The organism is Cellvibrio sp. GW822-FHT04B05, assembly GCF_058800985.1.
Window position 1 is genome coordinate 460,518 of record NZ_JBXAMU010000004.1, and the last position, 20,053, is coordinate 480,570.

At 55.7% G+C, this 20,053-nt stretch carries 21 protein-coding genes; 2 read left to right on the forward strand and 19 right to left on the reverse strand.

Going from position 1 to position 20,053, the window contains the following annotated elements; translation table 11 throughout:
* Window positions 1–20: 20 nt before the first annotated feature.
* The 18 genes from AC1RJL_RS15155 to AC1RJL_RS15240 are packed head-to-tail and all read right to left on the reverse strand — an operon-like array spanning window position 21 to window position 16,637.
* Window positions 21–1,244: a beta-ketoacyl-ACP synthase gene (locus tag AC1RJL_RS15155; RefSeq protein ID WP_492915477.1), complete on the reverse strand. Its 1,224-nt coding sequence runs from the start codon at window positions 1,242–1,244 to the stop codon at window positions 21–23.
* Window positions 1,244–1,984, reverse strand: coding sequence for a 3-oxoacyl-ACP reductase FabG (gene fabG / locus AC1RJL_RS15160; RefSeq protein WP_492915479.1), 741 nt, complete (start codon window positions 1,982–1,984; stop codon window positions 1,244–1,246). Before fabG ends, AC1RJL_RS15155 begins: the two co-directional genes overlap by 1 nt.
* Window positions 1,981–2,469, reverse strand: coding sequence for a hotdog family protein (locus AC1RJL_RS15165; RefSeq protein ID WP_492915481.1), 489 nt, complete (start codon window positions 2,467–2,469; stop codon window positions 1,981–1,983). The genes fabG and AC1RJL_RS15165 overlap by 4 nt, the downstream gene beginning before the upstream one ends.
* Window positions 2,462–3,646 (reverse strand): beta-ketoacyl-ACP synthase, encoded by a 1,185-nt coding sequence (locus AC1RJL_RS15170; RefSeq protein WP_492915483.1) that lies wholly within the window; start codon window positions 3,644–3,646, stop codon window positions 2,462–2,464. Before AC1RJL_RS15170 ends, AC1RJL_RS15165 begins: the two co-directional genes overlap by 8 nt.
* A complete protein-coding gene (locus tag AC1RJL_RS15175; RefSeq protein ID WP_492915485.1) occupies window positions 3,643–4,248 on the reverse strand; it encodes a DUF3261 domain-containing protein in 606 nt (201 codons plus the stop codon). Before AC1RJL_RS15175 ends, AC1RJL_RS15170 begins: the two co-directional genes overlap by 4 nt.
* Window positions 4,236–5,507 carry an NAD(P)/FAD-dependent oxidoreductase gene (locus tag AC1RJL_RS15180; protein WP_492915487.1) on the reverse strand — a complete coding sequence of 424 codons (1,272 nt, stop codon included), beginning with the start codon at window positions 5,505–5,507 and terminating at the stop codon, window positions 4,236–4,238. The genes AC1RJL_RS15175 and AC1RJL_RS15180 overlap by 13 nt, the downstream gene beginning before the upstream one ends.
* 26 nt (window positions 5,508–5,533) lie before the next feature.
* On the reverse strand, window positions 5,534–7,867 hold the full coding sequence (locus AC1RJL_RS15185; protein WP_492915489.1) for an MMPL family transporter: 2,334 nt from the start codon (window positions 7,865–7,867) through the stop codon (window positions 5,534–5,536).
* The gene (locus AC1RJL_RS15190; RefSeq protein ID WP_492915490.1) at window positions 7,867–8,541 is read right to left on the reverse strand and encodes a LolA family protein; all 675 of its coding nucleotides are present in this window, start codon (window positions 8,539–8,541) and stop codon (window positions 7,867–7,869) included. The genes AC1RJL_RS15185 and AC1RJL_RS15190 overlap by 1 nt, the downstream gene beginning before the upstream one ends.
* Window positions 8,538–8,972: an acyl-CoA thioesterase gene (locus tag AC1RJL_RS15195; RefSeq protein ID WP_492915492.1), complete on the reverse strand. Its 435-nt coding sequence runs from the start codon at window positions 8,970–8,972 to the stop codon at window positions 8,538–8,540. Before AC1RJL_RS15195 ends, AC1RJL_RS15190 begins: the two co-directional genes overlap by 4 nt.
* A gap of 13 nt (window positions 8,973–8,985) precedes the next feature.
* Window positions 8,986–10,527, reverse strand: a complete 1,542-nt coding sequence (locus AC1RJL_RS15200; protein WP_492915494.1) for an HAL/PAL/TAL family ammonia-lyase — start codon at window positions 10,525–10,527, stop codon at window positions 8,986–8,988.
* On the reverse strand, window positions 10,524–11,543 hold the full coding sequence (locus AC1RJL_RS15205; protein ID WP_492915496.1) for a lysophospholipid acyltransferase family protein: 1,020 nt from the start codon (window positions 11,541–11,543) through the stop codon (window positions 10,524–10,526). Before AC1RJL_RS15205 ends, AC1RJL_RS15200 begins: the two co-directional genes overlap by 4 nt.
* Window positions 11,540–12,292, reverse strand: coding sequence for a glycosyltransferase family 2 protein (locus tag AC1RJL_RS15210; RefSeq protein WP_492915498.1), 753 nt, complete (start codon window positions 12,290–12,292; stop codon window positions 11,540–11,542). Before AC1RJL_RS15210 ends, AC1RJL_RS15205 begins: the two co-directional genes overlap by 4 nt.
* Window positions 12,292–14,037 (reverse strand): ApeI family dehydratase, encoded by a 1,746-nt coding sequence (locus AC1RJL_RS15215; RefSeq protein WP_492915500.1) that lies wholly within the window; start codon window positions 14,035–14,037, stop codon window positions 12,292–12,294. The genes AC1RJL_RS15210 and AC1RJL_RS15215 overlap by 1 nt, the downstream gene beginning before the upstream one ends.
* A gap of 55 nt (window positions 14,038–14,092) precedes the next feature.
* A complete protein-coding gene (locus AC1RJL_RS15220) occupies window positions 14,093–14,659 on the reverse strand; it encodes a COG4648 family protein (RefSeq protein ID WP_492915502.1) in 567 nt (188 codons plus the stop codon).
* Entirely contained in the window at window positions 14,659–14,913 is a 255-nt protein-coding gene (locus tag AC1RJL_RS15225) for an acyl carrier protein (protein WP_492915504.1), read from the reverse strand. The genes AC1RJL_RS15220 and AC1RJL_RS15225 overlap by 1 nt, the downstream gene beginning before the upstream one ends.
* A 5-nt stretch (window positions 14,914–14,918) precedes the next feature.
* Entirely contained in the window at window positions 14,919–15,212 is a 294-nt protein-coding gene (locus AC1RJL_RS15230; protein WP_492915506.1) for a phosphopantetheine-binding protein, read from the reverse strand.
* The gene (locus AC1RJL_RS15235; RefSeq protein ID WP_492915508.1) at window positions 15,190–15,975 is read right to left on the reverse strand and encodes a lysophospholipid acyltransferase family protein; all 786 of its coding nucleotides are present in this window, start codon (window positions 15,973–15,975) and stop codon (window positions 15,190–15,192) included. The genes AC1RJL_RS15230 and AC1RJL_RS15235 overlap by 23 nt, the downstream gene beginning before the upstream one ends.
* Window positions 15,972–16,637 (reverse strand): beta-ketoacyl synthase chain length factor, encoded by a 666-nt coding sequence (locus AC1RJL_RS15240; protein ID WP_492915510.1) that lies wholly within the window; start codon window positions 16,635–16,637, stop codon window positions 15,972–15,974. Before AC1RJL_RS15240 ends, AC1RJL_RS15235 begins: the two co-directional genes overlap by 4 nt.
* Before the next feature lie 236 nt (window positions 16,638–16,873).
* On the opposite strand from AC1RJL_RS15240, the gene AC1RJL_RS15245 reads away from it, so the two are divergent.
* Together AC1RJL_RS15245 and AC1RJL_RS15250 are read left to right on the forward strand one after the other, a co-directional pair.
* Window positions 16,874–17,314, forward strand: a complete 441-nt coding sequence (locus AC1RJL_RS15245) for a YbjQ family protein (protein WP_492915512.1) — start codon at window positions 16,874–16,876, stop codon at window positions 17,312–17,314.
* A 99-nt stretch (window positions 17,315–17,413) separates the two neighbouring features.
* The gene (locus AC1RJL_RS15250; protein WP_492915514.1) at window positions 17,414–17,893 is read left to right on the forward strand and encodes a hypothetical protein; all 480 of its coding nucleotides are present in this window, start codon (window positions 17,414–17,416) and stop codon (window positions 17,891–17,893) included.
* Here the strand turns inward: AC1RJL_RS15250 and AC1RJL_RS15255 are convergent.
* The gene (locus AC1RJL_RS15255) at window positions 17,890–19,917 is read right to left on the reverse strand and encodes a dynamin family protein (protein ID WP_492915516.1); all 2,028 of its coding nucleotides are present in this window, start codon (window positions 19,915–19,917) and stop codon (window positions 17,890–17,892) included. The genes AC1RJL_RS15250 and AC1RJL_RS15255 overlap by 4 nt on opposite strands.
* Window positions 19,918–20,053: the final 136 nt, after the last annotated feature.

The following is a 20,053-nucleotide window of genomic DNA, read 5'->3' on the forward strand; positions in this document are numbered from 1 at the left end:
ACTTAACACAAAGCCGGTTGCTACCAGCGTTTGAAAATCAGCGAGGTGTTGATCCCACCAAAGGCAAAGTTGTTGCTCATGATGATGTCGGTGTTGATCTCACGCCCGGTGCCGGTGAGGTAATCGAGCGGTGCACAATTGGGGTCGATCTCCTGCAAGTTGGCGGTGCCGTGGAACCAGTTATCGTGCATCATTTTGATGCTGGTCCAAGCCTCCAGGGCACCGCAGGCACCTAGGGTGTGGCCGGTAAAACTCTTGAAGGCGCTGATGGGCGTGTTGCTGCCAAAGAGCGCATGGGTCGCGTGGCTTTCGGCAATATCGCCGCGATCGGTCGCGGTGCCGTGGGCGCTGATATAGCCGATGGCATCCGGCGTCAATCCGGCATCGTCGAGCGCCATTTGCATCGCGAGACGCATGGTTTCGGATTGCGGTTGGGTGACGTGAGTGCCATCGGAATTGGTACCAAAGCCGATCAGCTCGGCGTAGATCCGCGCGCCGCGCGCCTGCGCATGCTCAAGTTCTTCGAGGATCAATGTGCCTGCCCCTTCACCAATCACCAGACCATCGCGGGCGCGGTCAAAGGGGCGTGGCGAGGTATGGGGTGCATCGTTGCGGGTACTGGTGGCAAACAGGGTATCGAACACGGCAGCTTCGGTCGGGCACAGCTCTTCGGCACCGCCGGCAACCATCAGCTTTTGCTTGCCGTATTTGATCGCCTCGTAGGCATAGCCAATGCCCTGGCTGCCGGAAGTACAGGCGCTGGAGGTCGGGATCACGCGGCCTTTCAGTTGGAAAAAGACACCGATATTGACCGCCGCCGTGTGGCTCATCATCTTCAAATAGGAGTTGGCGTTGATGCCGGCGGCATCGCCTTCCAGCAACATATAGCCGAAATCGGTAATCGCATCGGGGCTGCCGGTGGACGAACCGTAGCTCACCCCCATGCGCCCGTCCTGGATACTTTCATCGCCGAGCAAACCGGCATCGGCCAGTGCTTGTTCGGTAACGGCAGTAGCCATCAGGGCGACGCGCCCCATGCTGCGGGTGAGGCGACGGTTGAAATGGGCGGGTTTTTCGAAATCCGCCACCGGCGCGCCAAGACGGGTATTAAAGTCGCGAAACCTGTCCCACTCGGCCATATGGCGAATACCGGTTTTACCTTCCAGCAGGTTCGCCTTGACCTGTTCCCAACTGCAACCGATGGGAGAAATACCGGCCATGCCAGTGACTACAACGCGCTTCATTAACACAGGCCTCCATTGACCGAAATCACCTGGCGGGTGATATAGGCCGCCGCAGGAGTCATTAAAAATTTCACCAGTGCCGCCACCTCTTCCGGCTTGCCGACCCGGCGCGCCGGGATCATTTTGAGCGCCTCTTCGAGCGGCACCTCGTCGACCATCTCGGTCTCAATCAAACCGGGGGCGACGCAATTGACGGTGATTTCGCGCTTGGCCAATTCGATGGCGAGCGATTTGCTGGCGGCAATGATACCGGCTTTGGCGGCGGCATAGTTAGCCTGTCCGCGATTGCCGATCAACCCGGATACCGAGGCGAGTGTAATGATGCGGCCAGCTTGGCGACGGCGCACCATCGGCATAATAAGCGGGTTGAGCACATTGTAGAAACTGTCGAGATTGGTATGGATGACCGAATCCCACTCCTCGCCGGTCATGGCGGGAAAAGCATTGTCACGCGCGATACCGGCATTACACACTACACCGTAATAGGCGCCGTTGGCTTCTACATCGGCTTCCAAAATGGCTTTGGTCTGGGCGCGGTCAGACACATCGAACTGCAGAACCCGCGCCCGGCCGCCCGCTTGTGTGATCTCGCCGGCAACAGCTTCAGCCTGCTCGCGCCGGGAGCGGCAGTGCAGTACCATTTCATAACCATCATCGGCCAATGAAAGGGCGATCGCCTTGCCAATGCCGCGACTGGAGCCGGTCACCAGAATGCTGAGATTGGAATTATTGTTCGTCATAGTTTTGCTCCTTGACCCACTTGTCCGGATTGCAGGAACTGCTCCGGATCTTCTGGCTGAAAAACGTTGATATTGGCGCTGGCGCTGATATCGCCCGGCCCTTGCAGGATACATTCGAATACGCTCAATCCCTGCTCGCCGGAAATGATCTCTTTTACATTCACTTGCAGTTGTGCACCGATGGGGAAATACACCTGGCTGGCCGTGTAACGGCGACTGCCGATCAGAAAACCAATCCTCACCGGCTGGCTGGCACGGCGCGCGCAGCACCCGCCGAAAGCGGCGATAGTCTGCGCCATAAGCTCGATCCCCACCCAGGCGGGCATGCCATTGGCATCGACAAAAGGCGCGTCGGCGCGGACGGTCACCGATGCTTGCAGCCCGGTTTCATCCCAGTGGTCGATCTGGTCGAGCAGCACCATAGTGCCGGTGTGGGGGACGACTGACTCAAACGAATAGCATGGAAATTGGCTCGCCTCAGCCATGGCTGCGCTCCAAAATCAGGGAAATATTGTTACCGCCAAAGGCGAAGGAATTGCTCATCGCATACTGCAGCGGCTGGTTTAATTGGCGCACTCCCAAGCCCGCTAATGCGGCCAATTGCGGATCTTTTATCCCATCACCCACCTGGGGCGGCAGTTGGCCATCACCGCGCACCAGGCTGAGATAACAGAATATTGCCTCAAGTGCGCCGGCAGCGCCGAGGGTATGGCCGGTAAGTGATTTGGTCGAGCTGCAGGCGATGGCGGGGTTATTGCCAAAAACGCGCGCGACCGCAAGGCTTTCCATGCGGTCGTTCTGCTCGGTCGCGGTGCCGTGCAAATTGATATAGCCGATGTCCGTCGGCGCCAATCCGGCTTGCGCAAGTGCCGCGCGCATCGCCGCTTCCGCACCGCGCCCTTCGGGTTCGGGGGCGGAAATATGGTGTGCATCGGAAGTTTCACCGACACCGGCCAGCCGTACCAAACCGGGTTCGCGGCTGAGAATCATCAGGGCCGCCGCCTCGCCGATATTGATCCCTTTGCGGTTCAGGCTGAACGGGTTGCACAGTTCATCGCTCACGGCGGCGAGCGACAAAAACCCTTCCACCGTCAATTTACACAAGCTGTCGGCGCCGCCGACGATCACCGCATCGCACACGCCCAATTGCAGCAAACGCGCGCCGCTGGCAATCGCTTTAGCGCCGGAAGTACAGGCGGTGGAGATAGTCCAGGCTGGCCCTTGCAGTTGCAATTCAGTGGCGACGTAGGTGGAAGGCGCGGCTATTTCCTGCTGGCCGTAGTGATAGGCCACAGGCAATTCGCCATATTGCAGGTGATGGGCAACGGCGGCTTCGCCCTCGGCAATCCCGGAGGTACTACTGCCCAGCACTACGCCGATGCGACCGACACCAAAACGCTGCTTTAATGTTTCAATCCCGGTGCGCATCGGCGCGAGCGCGGCATGAATCAGCGAGTTATTGCGGGTATCCGCCGCTAGCGGAAGCTCATTCACCAAACCCAGCGGCAAGGGGCGACCGGCGCTGTAGGCATCGGTCATCACCAGTGGTGAAGGCTGATCACTAAACAAACGTGAGTTGATACTGTGGATATCATTACCCAGCGCGCAGATCGCCGATGCGTGATGCAAATAAATGGAGGTCGTCATTGCACTGGGTGTCATCGCACTGGCTCCAGCCGCTCGGTCGCAATCGTGATGGTCATGGATTGGAGTTGGTGTTGCAGTACAACTACCTCTGCCTGCCCGACCGTCTTTTGTGTCATACCCGCAACCACCGAAACCGGCGCAGGGCCATAGCTGGCAGTGATAATCGGACGGCCACGATGGATCAGCACACGCTGGTCTACTGTGTTACTGACTTGCCACTCGGGGGTTGATTGCAGCGTAGTTTGCCAATCGGCCAGCGGCCACCAGACCAGCATGCTGCTGGCGAGCAGGAAGCGCTCGGGCAAACCCTCTGGCAATTCCGGCGAACGCCAGGTTTGCAGCGCATCGCCCTGCTGTTGTACTGATAACAAACGGCGGCCGAGTGGATCGAGCAACACCAGAGTGGTGCCAGCCGGGGTCTGTGCCAGGGCGCCTGCAAGTTGGTAAGTCTGTTCCTGATAACGGATGTCCAGTCGCTGCAACGCCTGCCAGCAGCAATTGCTCGCCGGAGTCGCGGGCAGCGGCAAATCCACCAGAGTTTGCACCTGACGGCTAACACAACCGCTGGCGATAAGCACCAGCAGGACAATCGCCCCGTAATGGATTAGTCGCGACAAAGTTCCACCAGCGTATTCAGGCGGCGCCCGGGTTCAGCGACAAAGGGATTATTGATGTCCCAGGCGTAACCGGCGAGGATCGAGCTGATCATGCGGCTGATGGTGGGCGAGGCTTTGTCCTGGCGGAAAAACACCACATCCTGGAAGCGACCGTCGTACCAGCCACTCACGTACTGGCGGAAGGTGTCCACGCCGCGCTTGAGCGGGATGGCGTATTCGTTTTCCCAATCCACGCTTTCGCCCTTGAGCTGGCGATCTACCAATGGCGCGGCGAGGCTCGCGGATTTCATCGCGATGGTCACGCCCGAGGAGAATACCGGATCGAGGAACTCACCGGCATTGCCGAGCAAGGCGAAGTTTTTACCCCACAGGGATTTCACATTGCAGGCGTAGCCGCCGAGTTTTTGCACCGGTGTATCGAATACGGCATTGCGCAGCAGCGGGCCGAGATCGGTTGTCTCATTCACGAAGGTTTGCAGGCAGGCTTTCAAATCCTCTTTACCTTCAAACCTTTTGTTTTCAAAGTAATAGCTCTCGCCCACCACACCGAGCGAACAGCGGCCACCGGCGAACGGAATCAACCAGAACCACACATCATTGTGCTCAGGGTGCACAGTGATCAGGATCTTGTTGCGGTCGTGTTCCGGCAGGCTGGGGTGGACAGCACTGTCGATATTGTCCTGAATATGGGTAAACACGGCGGAGCGCAACGGGAAATTGGAGGGCAACTCCAGCTCCAGCAAACGCGGCAATACACGGCCAAAACCGGAGGCATCCAGCACAAAACGCGCGTTGAGCTGGTAGGCATCACCGCTGTCCGGCTGCACGTGCAGCGCGGCGCCAGCGTCATTGAATTCGAGCGCGGTCAGGCCGTGGCCGTAGCGGATTTCTACGCCCTGCTTTTCCGCTTCCGAAGCGAGCAAATGATCGAATGCCGCGCGCTGTACTTGAAAGGTAGTACCGGGTCCGGGGGAAAACTTGTCGGTAAAATCGAAAAAGCTGTAGTTGCCGTTGTGGGTAAAGGCGGCGCCGTTTTTGAATTGGAAACCGGCATTATTGACCGCGTCGAGCATGCCCGCCTCGGCGATAAATTCCATGCACTGCGGCAGCAGGCTTTCGCCGATGGAAAAGCGCGGGAAGTGCTGGCGCTCGATAACAACAACCTTGTGCCCCTGGCGATGGAGTAAGGCACTAACAATAGCGCCGGAAGGGCCGGCGCCAACAACTGCAACGTCAGCCGTGTGGATCTGGATACTCATCAGGGATTCTCTTTAATGATTGCGGGTTACCACACCGGCGCAATGGATGCCGGGCGAAAAAATAACGGCGTAAGCAGCCAACAGCCCAATATTCCCACCAAAATAATCAGGCCGAATTGATGCAGAACAGGTACAGCGCTTAATGATAGCAAACCAAATGCGAGGATTGATGTGCCGCAGGCCAGACTTGACGCAAGCCAGGATTCCGGCGTAAAGCCACCCTCGGTATAAAACACCGCCGTGTCCAGCCCGATCCCGATCACCAGCAGCAGCGCCATCACATGGAACAGGGTAATACCGTCCATCGCTGCGCAACCCAAGGCAAGCGTCATCGCCAACATCAGCGGCAGCAACATGCGCCAACTGTGGTGGCGATAGCGCAGCGCCAAACCGACTGCGAGCAATATCAGGGTCAGCGCCAACAGCTCACTGACACTGGTGCGATAGCGCCCGAGCAGCTGGGATAAATCCTCGGCTTGGTTAACCAGCATCACCCCGTCGACTTGCCTGGCAACCGCAATCAACCCGGCACTATGAAGTTCACCGCTCACCGTCACCAGCGTGCGCCAGCCGCTGCCCTGTTGCTGCATAGGCGGCAGGAGTTCAGCAAAGGTGCTGGCATCAATGGCATTTGGAGTAAGCGAGTGCTCACTTAAGATAGGCGCCTGACACTGGGTGCCCAGCTTCTGGCACAACAAGGTCAGGGCGCCTTGTTCGCCGTAGAGCTTATCGGCCACCAGTTGGCGATCTGTCGCCTGCTGTGCGGCGGACGGCAAGTATTGCGCGATGCTCTGCCAACGCAAACCATCCTGCTTCAGTTCAGCCAGATGCTCATTGAGCTGCTGGGTACGAACCAACAATTGCTCGGGCGAGTCCGCTTCGATATAGAAAAATTGGCTCACTGACGACTGCTGCAAGATTTGCTGTACCTGTTGCTCGGACTGCAACAATGCTTTGGGCGAGGTATTGAGATTGATCACCGCGTCGTTAACACCGCCGCGCAGGATTGCCACCAGCGCCACCGCCAGAATCCCCACCAGCACAACGCCAACCCAAAAACAGTTATGCCAAAGCGGGCGATAAAACCACTGCCCGACACGGAAAAACCGCTCGGCGGCAATCAGCGGCATATGTTGGGTCGCGGGCGTCACCTTGTAGTAAGGTGCCAGCGCGAGCACGGTCATCCAGGCACCGAAAATACCGGCGGAACAGAACACCGCCATCTGCTGTAATCCGGGAAAGGGCGTAGCAAATTGCAGCAAATAGGCGCTCATGCCGGTGAGCGCACCTATCGCCATGGCGTAGCGCAAATGATGGCGCGCCGCGAGACCACTGCCCTCGCGCTGGCTGCCGACCAAAAAGTGCAGCACGTAATCGCCCGCCACCCCCAATAAGGTGCTGCCGAACGCGAGGGTAATAATGTGGATGCGCCCGAACACCAGTAAACTCACGGTCAATGCCAGCACATAGGCGCTGGTCATGGTCAGCATCACCGCCACCAGGGGTGTAATACGACGAAAAACCAGTAGTACCATGGTGATAATACCAAGGGTAGAACCCAGGCCGACAGTGTTGATCTCATTGGTCGCCTGCTCGGTGCCCGCTGCCGCATGGAAAATCATGCCGGAGGTGAGCAATTGGGCATCCGGCCAGGCTTGGCGGAAGGCTTGCACCGCGCCGGTCACGTCCTGCTGCACTTCTACATTGAAGGGGCTGTCTTTCAGTTTGGCGGTCACTAATAACCAGCTTTGCTGCGTGCCGTCGCGCGCAACCTCAACCAGCGGAAAACCCTGGTATTCCTGCAGGCTGATTCGCGGGGCAAGGCTGCTCAGCCAGCGGCCACCGAGATTGAAAGGATCTTCCGCAAAACCGAAGGGGCGCGGTGCGGCCACCGGATTAAACAACTCGCGATATGTCTGCTCCGCCAATTCTACCGGGCTGTGGTTTTGCAGCCATTGGCGACTTTGCACATCCAGCAATTGCTGGCTGAAGGGGCGATAGAGCGCCAGTAATTCCTGCTGCAAACCCGCTCCCGGTTGCTCGGGGGCGAGGCGCGCCGATGCCAGCAGCCGCGCCTGTAAATCCTGCGCTTGCGCCAGCCCCTGGGGGCGGTCATCACTGCTGACCAGCACCAGTAATTTGTCCTGAAAACGGCTCGCCAGCAGCACACTTAATTCGTGCAATACCGGATTGCGCTCGTCGCGCGGAAGCAATTCCAGCAGGTTGCTGTGAAAGGGTTGAGCGGTCGTCACTTCGCGCGCGCAAAATACCGCGCAGGCGCACAGCACCAGCAACCAGACCAAGGCATAGATCCGGTTGAGCTGCTTATGCTCCTGAACGATGATTGCAGGTTGGGTCATTAAGGTTTCGCCTGCACAGCCGGTTTGCGCACTACTTTATTGGCGGTGAAGACGATATGGGTTTTGTCGCCATTGGCTTCGGCGATATCCAGATGCTCGGTAAATTCGCCGCCGCGCAGCTCGATAGTGGCGATATAGGCTGAAAGGTTGGCCGAGCGCGGCACTAACTGGATCTGCCAGTCAGCTGTCGTACCCGCCGCGCTCAGGGTGAAGTAATCCTGCAAACTATCCAGCTCACCGGCAATCACCCCCATAAAGATTTTGGCGACGATTTCCGTTCCGGCTTGTTGCGCCTGCGCCGGGTTTTTCTGCTCACCTTTTACATCACTATCGCCATTCGCAAAGCTGATACCGCTGGGGGTCAGTGTCAGACGGTTCTGCACCGGCAGCAGGGTTTCCCACACCACTTCTTTACCTTGCTCAAAAGAAAAGCGGCCATTGGAACTGAGCGGCACCGGTAAAACGGCAATGGTTTTCTGCTGCGCAAAAGTCCCTTCCAGCGATTGGATTGCCTGGCTGCGTTGCGCGAGTTGCGCCAGCAGCGCATCGGCTTTTTCTGTCGACAACTCTTTTGGCGAGTCCTTCGGCAATTCCTTGGGTAAGGTTTCGCTATAAACAGATCCAGCCAGCAGCGACAGGACAAATACGATACCCACCATCAATTTGATTTTCATGCCGTAATCCCTAATTTTTCCAGCAAGATTGCCGGCGTCGCCAGCATTAATTCCCTGGTTTTCATATCAATCGCGACTTGATCCGTATGGCCTTTGGTCAGGCGAGTGCCGGTGGCGGAATCACTGATCAGATATTGCACGCGCAGGCGGTTTTCCCACTCGACGATCCAGGCAGTAACCGTCACTTTTTGCTGGAAATGCAGCGGCTGCACGTAGCGCACATGCAAGTCGATGACCGGCCAGGCGTAGCCGGAATCGCGCATCTGGGGATAGTTGTAATCCAACTGGTCGAACAGCTTGCAGCGGGCGATCTCAAAATAGCGCACGTAGTGGCCGTGCCATGCCACTTCCATCATGTCCACATCGTGGAACGGCACGTCGATCTCAACGCTGGCGCTCCAGTTTTCCGGCAGATTTTTAGATGAAGCCATAAATACCTCAACCTTAATAAAGGCTCAAACCCTGTTGCTGGATGCGCACAATTAACGTACGCAGCTCGCCTTCCAAGGCGCGGTCTTCCGTTAAAAATGGATGCTGGGCGCGGATTTCTTCGAAGGTGGTTTTAACACCACCTTCGATCAAATGTTCGCTGGTGCCCGTCTGCTGGCGCAGTTCCAAGCCCTGGCAAGCCGCGAGCAATACCGCCGCCGCCACTTGTTCAGTCAATTGCAGCACCCTTAGGCAATCCCGCGCGGCGATGGTACCCATGCTCACTTTGTCCTGGTTGTGGCATTCGGTGGAGCGTGAAAACACGCTCGCCGGCATGGTCAATTTGAGCGCTTCGGCGGTCCAGGCGGATACACCGATCTGCACGGCTTTAAAACCGTGGTTGATCGCGCGGCGAGCTTCAGGCGCACCGGAAAGATTGGCCGGTAAACCGTGGTTGAACTTGGTATCGACCAACTGCGCCAACTGTCGGTCAAGCAAATCGGCGATATTGGCGACCGCATTCTTCATAGTATCCATGACAAACGCGATATGGCCGCCGTAGAAATGGCCGCCGTGTAATACATGCTCGCCTGCGCCGTCGATAATCGGGTTGTCGTTAGCGCTGTTAAGTTCGTTCTCAATAAACTGGCGCCACCAAGGCAGGCTGTCGGTGGTTACCCCAATTACATGGGGTGCACAGCGCAACGAATAGCGATCTTGTAAACGGTTGGGATTGCGCGGCGGCTCACCGGCATGGAGGTCTTCGCGCAACCAGGCTGCGACTTGTTGCTGGCCGGGATGGGGTTTGACCGCAAACAACAGCTCATCAAAGTGATGGGCATTACCCTGGGTCGCGATGGTATTCAGGGCGGTAATGCGGGTCGCTAACTGGGCGAGATAGGCAGTGCGCTCATAGGCGAGACAGGCGAGCGCAGTCATCACCGCCGTACCGTTCATCAGCGCCAAGCCTTCTTTCGGGCGCAGCTTGAGCGGTTTGATATCCAGCTCGGCAAATACGTCGGCAGTCTTGCGGCGTTTGCCCTGGTAATAAACCTCACGCTCACCGCAGAGTACCGCCGCCACGTAGGACAGCGGAGTGAGGTCGCCGCTGGCGCCGACCGAGCCTTCTTCCGGAATAATCGGCACTATGTCTTTCTGCAACAAACGGGTGAGCTGTTGCAGCAAGGCGTAGCTCACGCCCGAGTAACCGCGGGTGAGCGAGGTCAGGCGCACGGCGAGTACCGCGCGACCGGCGGTGGGCGAAAGTTCGGCACCCAAGCCACAGCCGTGGAAAGTGTACAAATGTTGTGGCAGCTGCTCGATAAGATCGCGCGGGATATGGGTGGTACAGGAATCGCCATAGCCAGTGGTCACGCCGTAAATCACACCATCTTCCTGCAACAAGCGGTCGAGAAAGCGCGCGCCCTGCTCAATGCGCTGGACAAAATCCGGCGCGTCACTCAGCTCACAGGTACAGCGCTGATGCGCGATGGCAAGGACATCTTCAATCGACAATCGCTGCTCATCTAATAGCAGGGGTGTAGCGGACTGGCTCATGGGGTTCCCTTATCTTGTAATAGAGAGTCTTGTGGCTGGGGCAAAGCATCAGGCTGCGCAGATGCCTGTGGCAAATGCCAAAAATCAAAAAAATTAAACCATTGCAGCGGTTGCCGGCGGCAATGGTGTTCCAACTGAGTCGCATAAGCTTGTGCCAATTGCTGTAAATGCTGTTGCCGCTGCCGGCGCGGCACCAGTTCGTCGCCGCTTAACTGTTTGAAATAGATACCGAAACCCGAGCCCTCGCGCATGCAAAACAGCGAGATCAGCGGCGCGCGCAAAATACTCGCGAGGGTAAAAGGCCCGAGCGGCAGCGGCGCTTTATCACCGAGGAAATCCACCAGCAGGGAATTTTCCGGATTGCTGATCGGCACCCGATCGCCCGCGATCGCCACAAACTCGCCCTGCTCAATCCGCTCACTCAGCAACATCGCGGTAGCGGGAGTGATCTCGGTAACTTGCAGGATATCCAGTTGGCTTGCGCTCGCCTTCTCCTGCATCAAGCGATTAAATTTTTGTGCGTGTTTGGTGTGCATCAATACCGTCAAACGTATGCCTGGATGGCGCGCCGATAAGCAGCGGCAGATTTCAAAATTGCCTAAATGTGAGATGACCAACACGCAGCCCTGTTTGCGCGCACGCAGTTGGAAGATGATTTCATCGCCATGGATCTGGACTTGCTCGCGCGGGATCTGCCCCATCCACACGGCTAATTTATCGATCAGCGCGTTGCCAAAACTCCAGAAATGTTTTGCGCTCAGCCACAGCAGCGAACTGCCCGCCAAGGCGCCGGAGCGCTGTAACCGGCGCAGATAATCCAGCGACGCTGCGCGCGCCTGTTTGCGGAACAGGAAAAAGTAAAGAATCACCGGCGCCAACACCAGCCTGAACAGCGGCCGTCCACCCAGCTTGAAACAGGCAAACAGGAAGCGCATACCAATCAAGGCGCCCGCCTCGGACACCTGCGACCAATGTGCTGGTTTGCTTGACTCGGGGGAATCCGGTTGTTGGCTCACGCAACCTCCGCACGGAATTTGTTGATCAGGATACGCGGCAAACGCCAGAGCATGCCGAAGAACAGGCGGGTGTGCATCCAGGAAATCAGCTTGTTATCGCGCCACACACGGAAGTGCGAAACGCCCTGCTCCGGATAAATCACGCGTGTGGATACCTGCCGGATCGGCCAATGGCGCCAGTGCCAGCGCACCATAAATTCAGTATCGAAATCCATCCGGTCGCCCATAGGTTCAGCGGCGATCAGATTATTGCTGCGTCCTACCGGGTAGACGCGGAAACCGCACATGGAATCGGTGATATCCAGCGACAAGGTGTTAATCCACACCCACGCATGGGTGAGATACCGGCCATACAAGCGCCCCTTGGGTACACTGGCATCGTACTCCGGCATGCCGGCGATCAGAGTCCCGGGCGCGGCTTCAGCCAATTGCAGGAAGCGCGGAATATCGGCGCTGTTGTGTTGGCCGTCGGCATCAATTTGCAACGCATGGCTAAAACCCAATTGCGCAGCAGATTGCAGGCCGGTTTTGAGCGCCGCCCCTTTGCCGCCATTAATGGGGCGCTCAATCAGATGTACCCGCACATCAATGGCAGCCAGCTCGCGTATCACACGTTTGCACAGCTCATTGCTGCCGTCATCAACCAGGATAATGGGTAGGCCAAAATGGCGGATATCGGCGACCGTTTGTGCTAATACTTGTTGATGGTTGTAGACCGGCACCAGTGCGCAGGGAATAAATTGCGTCATCACACCTGCTCCTTTCCAAATACCACCCGGCCGCTTGCATGGGCGATTGGCCCGGCGGCGCTGCCGCTGGTGTAGGTAAAGTAGAGTTTGCCTTTGTCGGGTTGGTAATCAAGTCGCAACAACAAGGTTTGGTTAGCAGTGACTACTTGCTGGAATTTTACTGCCTCCAGCGCTGTAAATTCGCCGAGATCGCCCCAGTGCTCGCGCCCGTAATGCACCGCCCAATGAGTCTGGACCACACCGGGTAACACCGGGCGACCGGGAAAATGGCCATCAAAATAATAGAGGTTGGCAGGGATAAACAGGTTCAGCAGCAGGGCATTGCCCTCTTGCTCACTCGCGACCAATTCCGGCAAGCGCGGCAGTGCATCAGTACTGAATAATTGCGCTAAATCAGCCTGGGTCGTCTTGCCCTGCCGGTTGCGTGGCAACTCACCGAGGTAGCGCCAATAGCGCGGAATAGCGACGCGATCCACCGTGTTTTCCAAGGCGTTTTTAAACTGCTGGCTGATGCCGTTTTTGCCTTGGTCGACCAGGCGCTTGTTGCCGTCATTATCTAATACCACCACAGCGCCCAAACGGTCGCCACGCTCGGGCAGCATAATTACCCGCACCTGCGCAACACCCTGTTGCTGCTCAAGGATGTGCTCAATTGCGCTCAATGAAATGCGCTTGCCGCCGACTTTGGCAATACGGTCGGCACGGCCGCATAGGCTGAAACGACCATCGGCATCCAGACTGGCGCGGTCAGCGCTGGTGTACCAATTGTCGTCCGCGAGATGTTTGCTACGCACTTGTAATAGCTGGTGTTCGCCATCGGTGTCATCACTAATAGTCAGCGCGATTTGCACACCGGGCAGGCAAGTCCAGACGCCGCCTTTATCTTGCTCGCGCCAGCCGATGCCGCCGGTTTCGGTGCTGCCATAAACTTCGGTTACTAACCGACCAAAGCGGGCGCTTGCGGCCAAGGCAGCGCCAGTTGCCAATGGCGCACCGGAGCAGAAAATCGCCGCAATTTGCGCTTGTGCAGGCCAGTCGAGCGGTGGGATACGGCTCAAATGCGCCGGACTACTGATAATCGCCACACGCGGAAAACGGCGCGCGTCATCGGCCAGCTCTTCCCAATAATCGCGCTCGCGCACAACGAATGGTCGCCCGGCACAAATTGGCCAGAGCAAACGGAATAGCAAGCCGTAAATATGGTGATGGGAGACGCTACTGGTGATAATGGCGCCTGCCAATTGATCGCCCCACTGGAGCTCCAGCGCTGTGAGTTCCGCTTCCAGCTGCGCGAACGTCTTCATGACAGGCTCGGGGTTGCCGGTGGAGCCGGAGGTGAACAGAACCAGCGCCGGCGTATTAATACTGGGCACTGGCACAGAAGCCAAGGAGGTTTTACCTGCAGTTTGCGCAGCGGTGACAGTCTGATCGAATGGGAAATCGCCGGCAAAATGCAATGTTATTGCAGCCAACTGCGCGCAATTTGCCGGCAAGTTGTTGGCCGGCACTAACGCTTGTTTGCCCAATCGCCAAAGCGCGACGAGCGCCGCCATAAACTCAAGGCTATCGCGCTGGTAGAGCGCAACCAACTCACCATCAACGCCGGCCAGAGCATGCTCCCACGCTCCGATCCGCGCGCATAAATGCGCCCAAGTAAGCATTTCGGCGCCATCGCAGGCGACAATCAGGCTGTCCGCACAAACCTCATCGGGCGCGGCAAAAAGGTGGCGAACTGGTGTGATCATCGGTTAACTTGAGCCAATCATGTTAAAGATTGCTGTTATTGTCATCAGCAAGCTGTTATGTCATTGTTTTCTGCACCCGCAAGCGCACCAGATATTCCCCGCCCACTAACAGGCCGATCAGGATATAAGACAGCAGGCCGTTGTAGAGCGCCCATATCTGGTCGCTGGCAAATACTGTGGCGGCGGCAATAGCCCCGTTAATCACAAAAAATCCGCACCAAACCCAGGTCACTTTGCGCGTGTAGAGAATTGCCTGCTCCGGCAAATCCGGCTGCTGCAGGCGCGCAAACCGCTCGATCATACTGGGCGGCCGCCAAAGGCTATAGCCAAACACCGCCAACATCACTGCACTGACCAATACCGGGTAAAACTTGAGCCCAATTACCGAACCGGTCGCGAGGGTTAAACCGGTGGCGGCAGCGGCGGCAAGCAACAGCCAACTGCTATTACCCAAGGCCTGCCCGTTCAGGCGTGCGGCGATCAACCTGACCAGCGCGGCGGCGAGCAAAATGGCCGCCAATATACGCGGCCCCAACTGCTCGATGCCGACATACACCAGCAGCGGATAAAGCAGCAGCAGTGCTGTCACCGCAACCGTCAGTATGCGGCCAGCGGGTTTCATTAAGCGTCTTTGTCCATCAAATCCGCGACGGCGTTGACTATATCTTCAACGGTGCGCACCGATTTGAAATCCTCCGGGCTGATTTTCTTCCCCACGTACTTTTTCAATTCCACGACCAGATCGATGGCATCAATGCTATCGATATCCAGGTCTTCACCCAAATGACTTTGCAAAGTGATATTCGAGCGGTCTATATCAAACAATTCGGACAAAGTAGTGGCTACATGCTCGAAAATCGCATTTTTATCAGCCATGGCAATTACTCCTTGGTACGGCGGGCGGCGACCAGCGCGCACAGGTTGGTGATATTGGCGAAGTGCTTGCGTGTCTCTTCCGCTTCCGCATCCAGTTTTACGCCATAGCGCTTTTGCAAGGCGACGCCCAATTCCAGCGCATCGATAGAATCCAGCCCCAAGCCTTCGACAAACAACGGCGCGTTGTCATCGATCGCATCCACACTGATATCTTCCAGGTCCAGGGTGTCGATAATGAGCTGTTTCAGCTCCAATGCCAGATTAGCCGTAGCCAGATCAGCGGTAGATAGGTTTGTCATTTGCTCGTAATTCCTCGGTGAAGTAATCCTGCAGGTCTTGGGTTAACTGACGTGCAGCCAAGGCAGGTTGTTGTTGCTCGTAGGTGGACACCGGAATATCTGCGCCCACTAATAAAGTCATATGTACTTTACGCGGCGGCACATGATACCACCGGTGCTTTTTACTCAGGGTGATGGGTTGGCACAAAATGGTCACAGGTGTGACCGGCGTATGCGTCCGCAACGCTACATTGGCCGCCCCGCGCTGAAATTGCAGCGGCTCACCGGGCATAGTGCGCGTCCCTTCGGGAAAGATAATCAAGGCACTGCCCGCCGCCAGGGAGGTGCGCGCACCCTCAATCAATTCGGCACCGCTGTCATTGCGCAAAAAGCCGGTCAACCGAAGATAGCCGCGCATTGCCGGATTCGCCAGCAGGCGACCCTTCACAATGCAATCAGGGTTAGGGATAAAAGCAATCAGAAACACCACATCGATCAAACAGGGATGGTTAGCCAGCACTAACAAACCTGGACGACGCAGCAATTCCTCGCCTTTGATCTCCCAAGTGAGCACACCCAACACGCGCATCATATGGATATAGGCGCGAAATGTCCGGTGGATAAACAGCCGCGCCCGCTCCTGCCGCCGCGCAGCAGTCGTTGAGGTCAGTGTGATCCAGGGTGTCGCCAGCAACGGGATAACCAACCCGCCGATACCGAAAAGGGCAAAACTCAGGCCGGTAGCAAATAGTCGCCAGCCGTAATTGAGGTGCTGGGCGATCATGCTAAACACCGGCGCAATTGCCAGCTGCCCCCGTTATGCGTGAGCGGCAGGGATGCAACCTCGCCCTGCAACATGCGCAACAATTGCAGTGCCTGGGGTTCTGCCAATGCATCCACAGCACCTGAGCCAAGGTACTCCAATTGCCACTCCTGCCCGGCGCCCAGTATTAGCGCCACGGCATAGGCCTGCGCGGGTTGATCGGCTTGGTGTTGGTAAATTGCAGGGGTGGGTTCATCGCAAAAAACACAGAGCACTTGCGGGGTTTGTGCATCACATAAACCCAGAGCTTCCAGCAGCGCCGGCACTAGCTCCTGCGCACCCCCGCTAATTGCGGTGATATTGCTGGTAAGCCCCTGTTGGATCGAAAACAAACCGGCAGTCGCATTGTGTACCGACAGGCTAAAGGCCGTGGGCGATAAGGGCTCACTCTTCGCCATATCTTCCAGCAAGCCAAGCGTGCGAGTAAAGTCGCCATGGCGCGACACATACACCAGCGGCATAGCACCGTGGGTTTCTGCGAGCGGCATAATCACACTTAACGCAGCGCGCCCCAAAGGACTGAGCCGACGGCGCAACATGGCAGGAATAACTGATACATCCGGAGCATCATTCTGCACCGGAGTCCAGGCTTTCCAATCGAGGATATTGAAGGTGAGTGCCATGCTTATTGTTCTATCGCGAATCCATGTTGCATTTATTGCCCAAGCCGATGAGCAGTGCCCTGTAAGGCGCGCCATTTTATACAAGCGGGCATCAAAAATGTGAACTCTTACGCCTGGCAGAACACATAATTTCCTGCTGGATTACCAAGACGCTCGCCCGCTCGAATTGAATAACATAGTATTGATGGCTTCATTGCGATCTATTTCCCACAACAACTGAACCCACGGAGTCAGGTATGAAATTGCTCACCCTCAGCATCAGCACCCTTTTGATCAGCGTTTGCGCCACCACTGCCAGCGCGCGCGATGACATTGCCGATTATTCCATCGCCGACGCACTCGCCTCAGAGCAGGCCAAAAATATTCTGGGAACCGATGTCAAATTTTATTTTGGTGACCAACCACACCCCGCCGTTAGCCGCAATGTGAGCGAATACAGCACCAACAAAAAAACCAACGGCGTAAACAAAAGTGATAAAGAAGCATGTGAGTGGGCATTTTTATCGGCAATAAAATCCTTGCGCGACCGCGCGCAAAGCGTAGGCGCTAATGCGGTGGTCAACATCCGCTCCAACTATCGCAATAACACCACATCCAGCAGCACTACTTTCAAATGTGGCTCAGGTGCGCTGATGTCAGGTGTAGCGTTGAAAGGTGATGTAGTCGAACTCAAATAAGCTTACGCCTTACCGAGCGACTCGCTATACTCCAAAACGCCGCAACATACCTGCGGCGTTTTATTTTTTTGAGATGAGTAACAATAAAAGGGACCCACAATGAAATACAAAAATCTATTAGCGTTTGCTCTGCTATTTACGCCTGCTGCATTTGCAGCGGATATTACGATCAACCAAACCGTCACCTATCATGACGAAAAAATAATCGCGACCAAAATCAAATCCGAATGTGTCAACCTCGGCCCCAAACTGGTTGCTTCAACTGCAGAAGCAGTGCAAAAGAACGGCTGGTCAGTGATCAAGAAAGAAACTGTTGATGGCAACGCAGTGGGTGTAACCCTGAAGCTGACTATCGCCAATGCCCATAGCAGCGGCAACGCGTTTATTGGTCACCACAAATCGGTCAGTATCATCGCAGAATTATTCAAAGACGGAAAACTGATCGACACCTACACTGGCGATAGAAGTTCATCCGGTGGTTTTGGCGCCGGTTTCAAAGGCTCTTGTACAGTGCTTGAACGCTGTGTAAATACCCTCGGTAAAGATGTGAGTGAGTGGTTAGCAAAGCAAAAAATTTAATTGGCGCGCAATGATTGCCGCAACTGGTTAATCGAGACTACTTGTGCACGCGCAGCAGTTATTGAATCCTGCAACTCCACATCCGCCATCAATTCCGGCTCCAGCGGTGTACTCAATAATTCTTTGTAGAGCGGTTCAATATTACCCAGCGCCGTCTGCAGTTGGTACAAATTCGTCTGCAAAATTTCCAACTGTTCACTGTGGGTGTTGCGCTGGCTTTGCAATTGCGTCAAGCGCAGCATGTGATGTTCGAGCAATTGCTTTTGGTATTGGTTGTGATGGAACAGCGGCGCTAACGCTTCTTGCAACCACTGCTGGATATGCAGATTCAAATCGCTATACACCGCGCGCACTTCCTGCACCAGAGTATTAATAAAACGGCTAATCAGCGCACTTTTATGAGTAAATACGGCGCTGAGCGATTTACGGAAATCATTGGCACGGATGTGCAATTGACGCAACTGGTGGCGCTGCTTCTGGATTTTTAACAAATGGCGCATGACCAAATCATCACCCGTTGCTGTCTGCTCGGGGCGCTCATAAATCGATGTCAGCACACGATTGCAACGCTCGATTTCGCGCTCAAGATGACGCAGGTTACTATCCACATCATCAAAAAAACTGCCAATCGCGCGCGCCAGACCAACTGTGGTCCAACTCTCCGCAAGGCGGGTATGCGCATCGGCGATTTGTTTTTCCAACAAGCTGCTACTAACCGGACTTAACAAGGATAATTTTTGCGAATCCAATAATCGTTGACTGGTGCGCAATGACAGCGCTTGTTTATGGTATTCATGATGGGAACGACGAATCGTATCGCGCAATTCATTTAATTTTTCGCTCGCTGCTTCCGGTGCAACAGCGCGCAATTCTGCCAACTCTTTTTCAGCATCATTGATGCGTCGTGCCAAACTATTGCGTGCGTTAATTACCATCGCATAACTGTCGCCGATCAAACGATGATTAATAATTTGTTGTTGATTACGCAAAACACATTCGGCAAGCATGCGTTCAAGCGCCGGAAAATTACTGCGTTGCAATTGCGCTTGATTGCGTCCGACTTTGCCGAGCAAACCCTGTTTGGCTGACAACGCCACTACGTGCTCGGGTGACAACGCCAATTGGCGCGCAGTGAGCTGGCGCAACTGGTTGATATTGGCTTCAATTTCCTGCGCGGGGGTGAGGTCATCCCACAGGCTGTCAATTTTATTCAGCAGCGCGATAACGGCGGTGCAGTTGTTATCGCGCAGCACTTTGATGTGTTCGCGCCAGATATCCATATCGCTTGCGGTGACACCGGCATCAGCGCCGAGCAAAAATAAAATCGCCTGCGCATCCGGTAAGGTTTTTAACGTGAGCTCGGGTTCATTGCCCAGCGCGTTTAATCCGGGGGTATCGACAATGCGTAAGCCCTGACGCAATAGCGGATGATCGAGACTGATAAGCGCATGACGCCACGCAGGTACAGTGACCATGCCATTTTCATCGCGCTCGCCCAATTCGTCCGGTGAAAAGCCCAGTTTTACTGCATCGGCCACACTGACTTGTTTGCTGGCGGAAACCTGATTGATTGCGGCGCGAGTCTGTTCGTGATCCTGCGCGTTAAAGTGGATTGTCACCCAGTTTTGCGGAATGCGTTTGAAATTTTGCAGGCTGGCATTGGTACGGCGGGTTTCGATTGGCAGCAGACGCACACAATTGGCAGGCTGGTTGGGATCCCAGAAAATTTCGGTCGGGCACATGGTGGTGCGGCCCGGTTGCGACGGCAATAAACGGCGACCGCCGCCGGTGTATAACAATGCATTGATTAATTCGGTTTTGCCACGCGAGAATTCCCCCACACAGGCGATGGTAAAACTCTCGCCGCGCAATAACTGGCGCGCACGCTGAAGGGTTTTGCCCATGTTTGCGCCAGACATATCATGTTGCTGGCTCCAGTGTTCAAAACGTTGCAAGCGCTCGTCCAATTGGCGCTTCCAACGATTGTAATGGGTCATCTGGCGATGCAGGGATCTCACGTCCATAGCGGGATTCTCAATATCTGATGTGGCGTTATTTACATTGTTTAATAACTGACCGATATAACCAGCATAAATCTACATAATTGTTTTTGCGGGTTCATTAAAGCGGAAAATTACGCCAGTGGCTAGATCTTGAGCA

Coding starts and splice junctions, on each gene's coding strand:
- AC1RJL_RS15190 (WP_492915490.1), bottom strand. CDS start 8,541: ATGAAAATCAAATTGATGGTGGGTATCGTATTTGTCCTGTCGCTGCTG.
- AC1RJL_RS15170 (WP_492915483.1), bottom strand. CDS start 3,646: ATGACACCCAGTGCAATGACGACCTCCATTTATTTGCATCACGCATCG.
- AC1RJL_RS15220 (WP_492915502.1), bottom strand. CDS start 14,659: ATGAAACCCGCTGGCCGCATACTGACGGTTGCGGTGACAGCACTGCTG.
- AC1RJL_RS15250 (WP_492915514.1), top strand. CDS start 17,414: ATGAAATACAAAAATCTATTAGCGTTTGCTCTGCTATTTACGCCTGCT.
- AC1RJL_RS15255 (WP_492915516.1), bottom strand. CDS start 19,917: ATGGACGTGAGATCCCTGCATCGCCAGATGACCCATTACAATCGTTGG.
- AC1RJL_RS15215 (WP_492915500.1), bottom strand. CDS start 14,037: ATGATCACACCAGTTCGCCACCTTTTTGCCGCGCCCGATGAGGTTTGT.
- AC1RJL_RS15195 (WP_492915492.1), bottom strand. CDS start 8,972: ATGGCTTCATCTAAAAATCTGCCGGAAAACTGGAGCGCCAGCGTTGAG.
- AC1RJL_RS15165 (WP_492915481.1), bottom strand. CDS start 2,469: ATGGCTGAGGCGAGCCAATTTCCATGCTATTCGTTTGAGTCAGTCGTC.
- AC1RJL_RS15240 (WP_492915510.1), bottom strand. CDS start 16,637: ATGGCACTCACCTTCAATATCCTCGATTGGAAAGCCTGGACTCCGGTG.
- AC1RJL_RS15200 (WP_492915494.1), bottom strand. CDS start 10,527: ATGAGCCAGTCCGCTACACCCCTGCTATTAGATGAGCAGCGATTGTCG.
- AC1RJL_RS15155 (WP_492915477.1), bottom strand. CDS start 1,244: ATGAAGCGCGTTGTAGTCACTGGCATGGCCGGTATTTCTCCCATCGGT.
- AC1RJL_RS15235 (WP_492915508.1), bottom strand. CDS start 15,975: ATGATCGCCCAGCACCTCAATTACGGCTGGCGACTATTTGCTACCGGC.
- fabG (WP_492915479.1), bottom strand. CDS start 1,984: ATGACGAACAATAATTCCAATCTCAGCATTCTGGTGACCGGCTCCAGT.
- AC1RJL_RS15230 (WP_492915506.1), bottom strand. CDS start 15,212: ATGACAAACCTATCTACCGCTGATCTGGCTACGGCTAATCTGGCATTG.
- AC1RJL_RS15185 (WP_492915489.1), bottom strand. CDS start 7,867: ATGACCCAACCTGCAATCATCGTTCAGGAGCATAAGCAGCTCAACCGG.
- AC1RJL_RS15225 (WP_492915504.1), bottom strand. CDS start 14,913: ATGGCTGATAAAAATGCGATTTTCGAGCATGTAGCCACTACTTTGTCC.
- AC1RJL_RS15245 (WP_492915512.1), top strand. CDS start 16,874: ATGAAATTGCTCACCCTCAGCATCAGCACCCTTTTGATCAGCGTTTGC.
- AC1RJL_RS15210 (WP_492915498.1), bottom strand. CDS start 12,292: ATGACGCAATTTATTCCCTGCGCACTGGTGCCGGTCTACAACCATCAA.
- AC1RJL_RS15180 (WP_492915487.1), bottom strand. CDS start 5,507: ATGAGTATCCAGATCCACACGGCTGACGTTGCAGTTGTTGGCGCCGGC.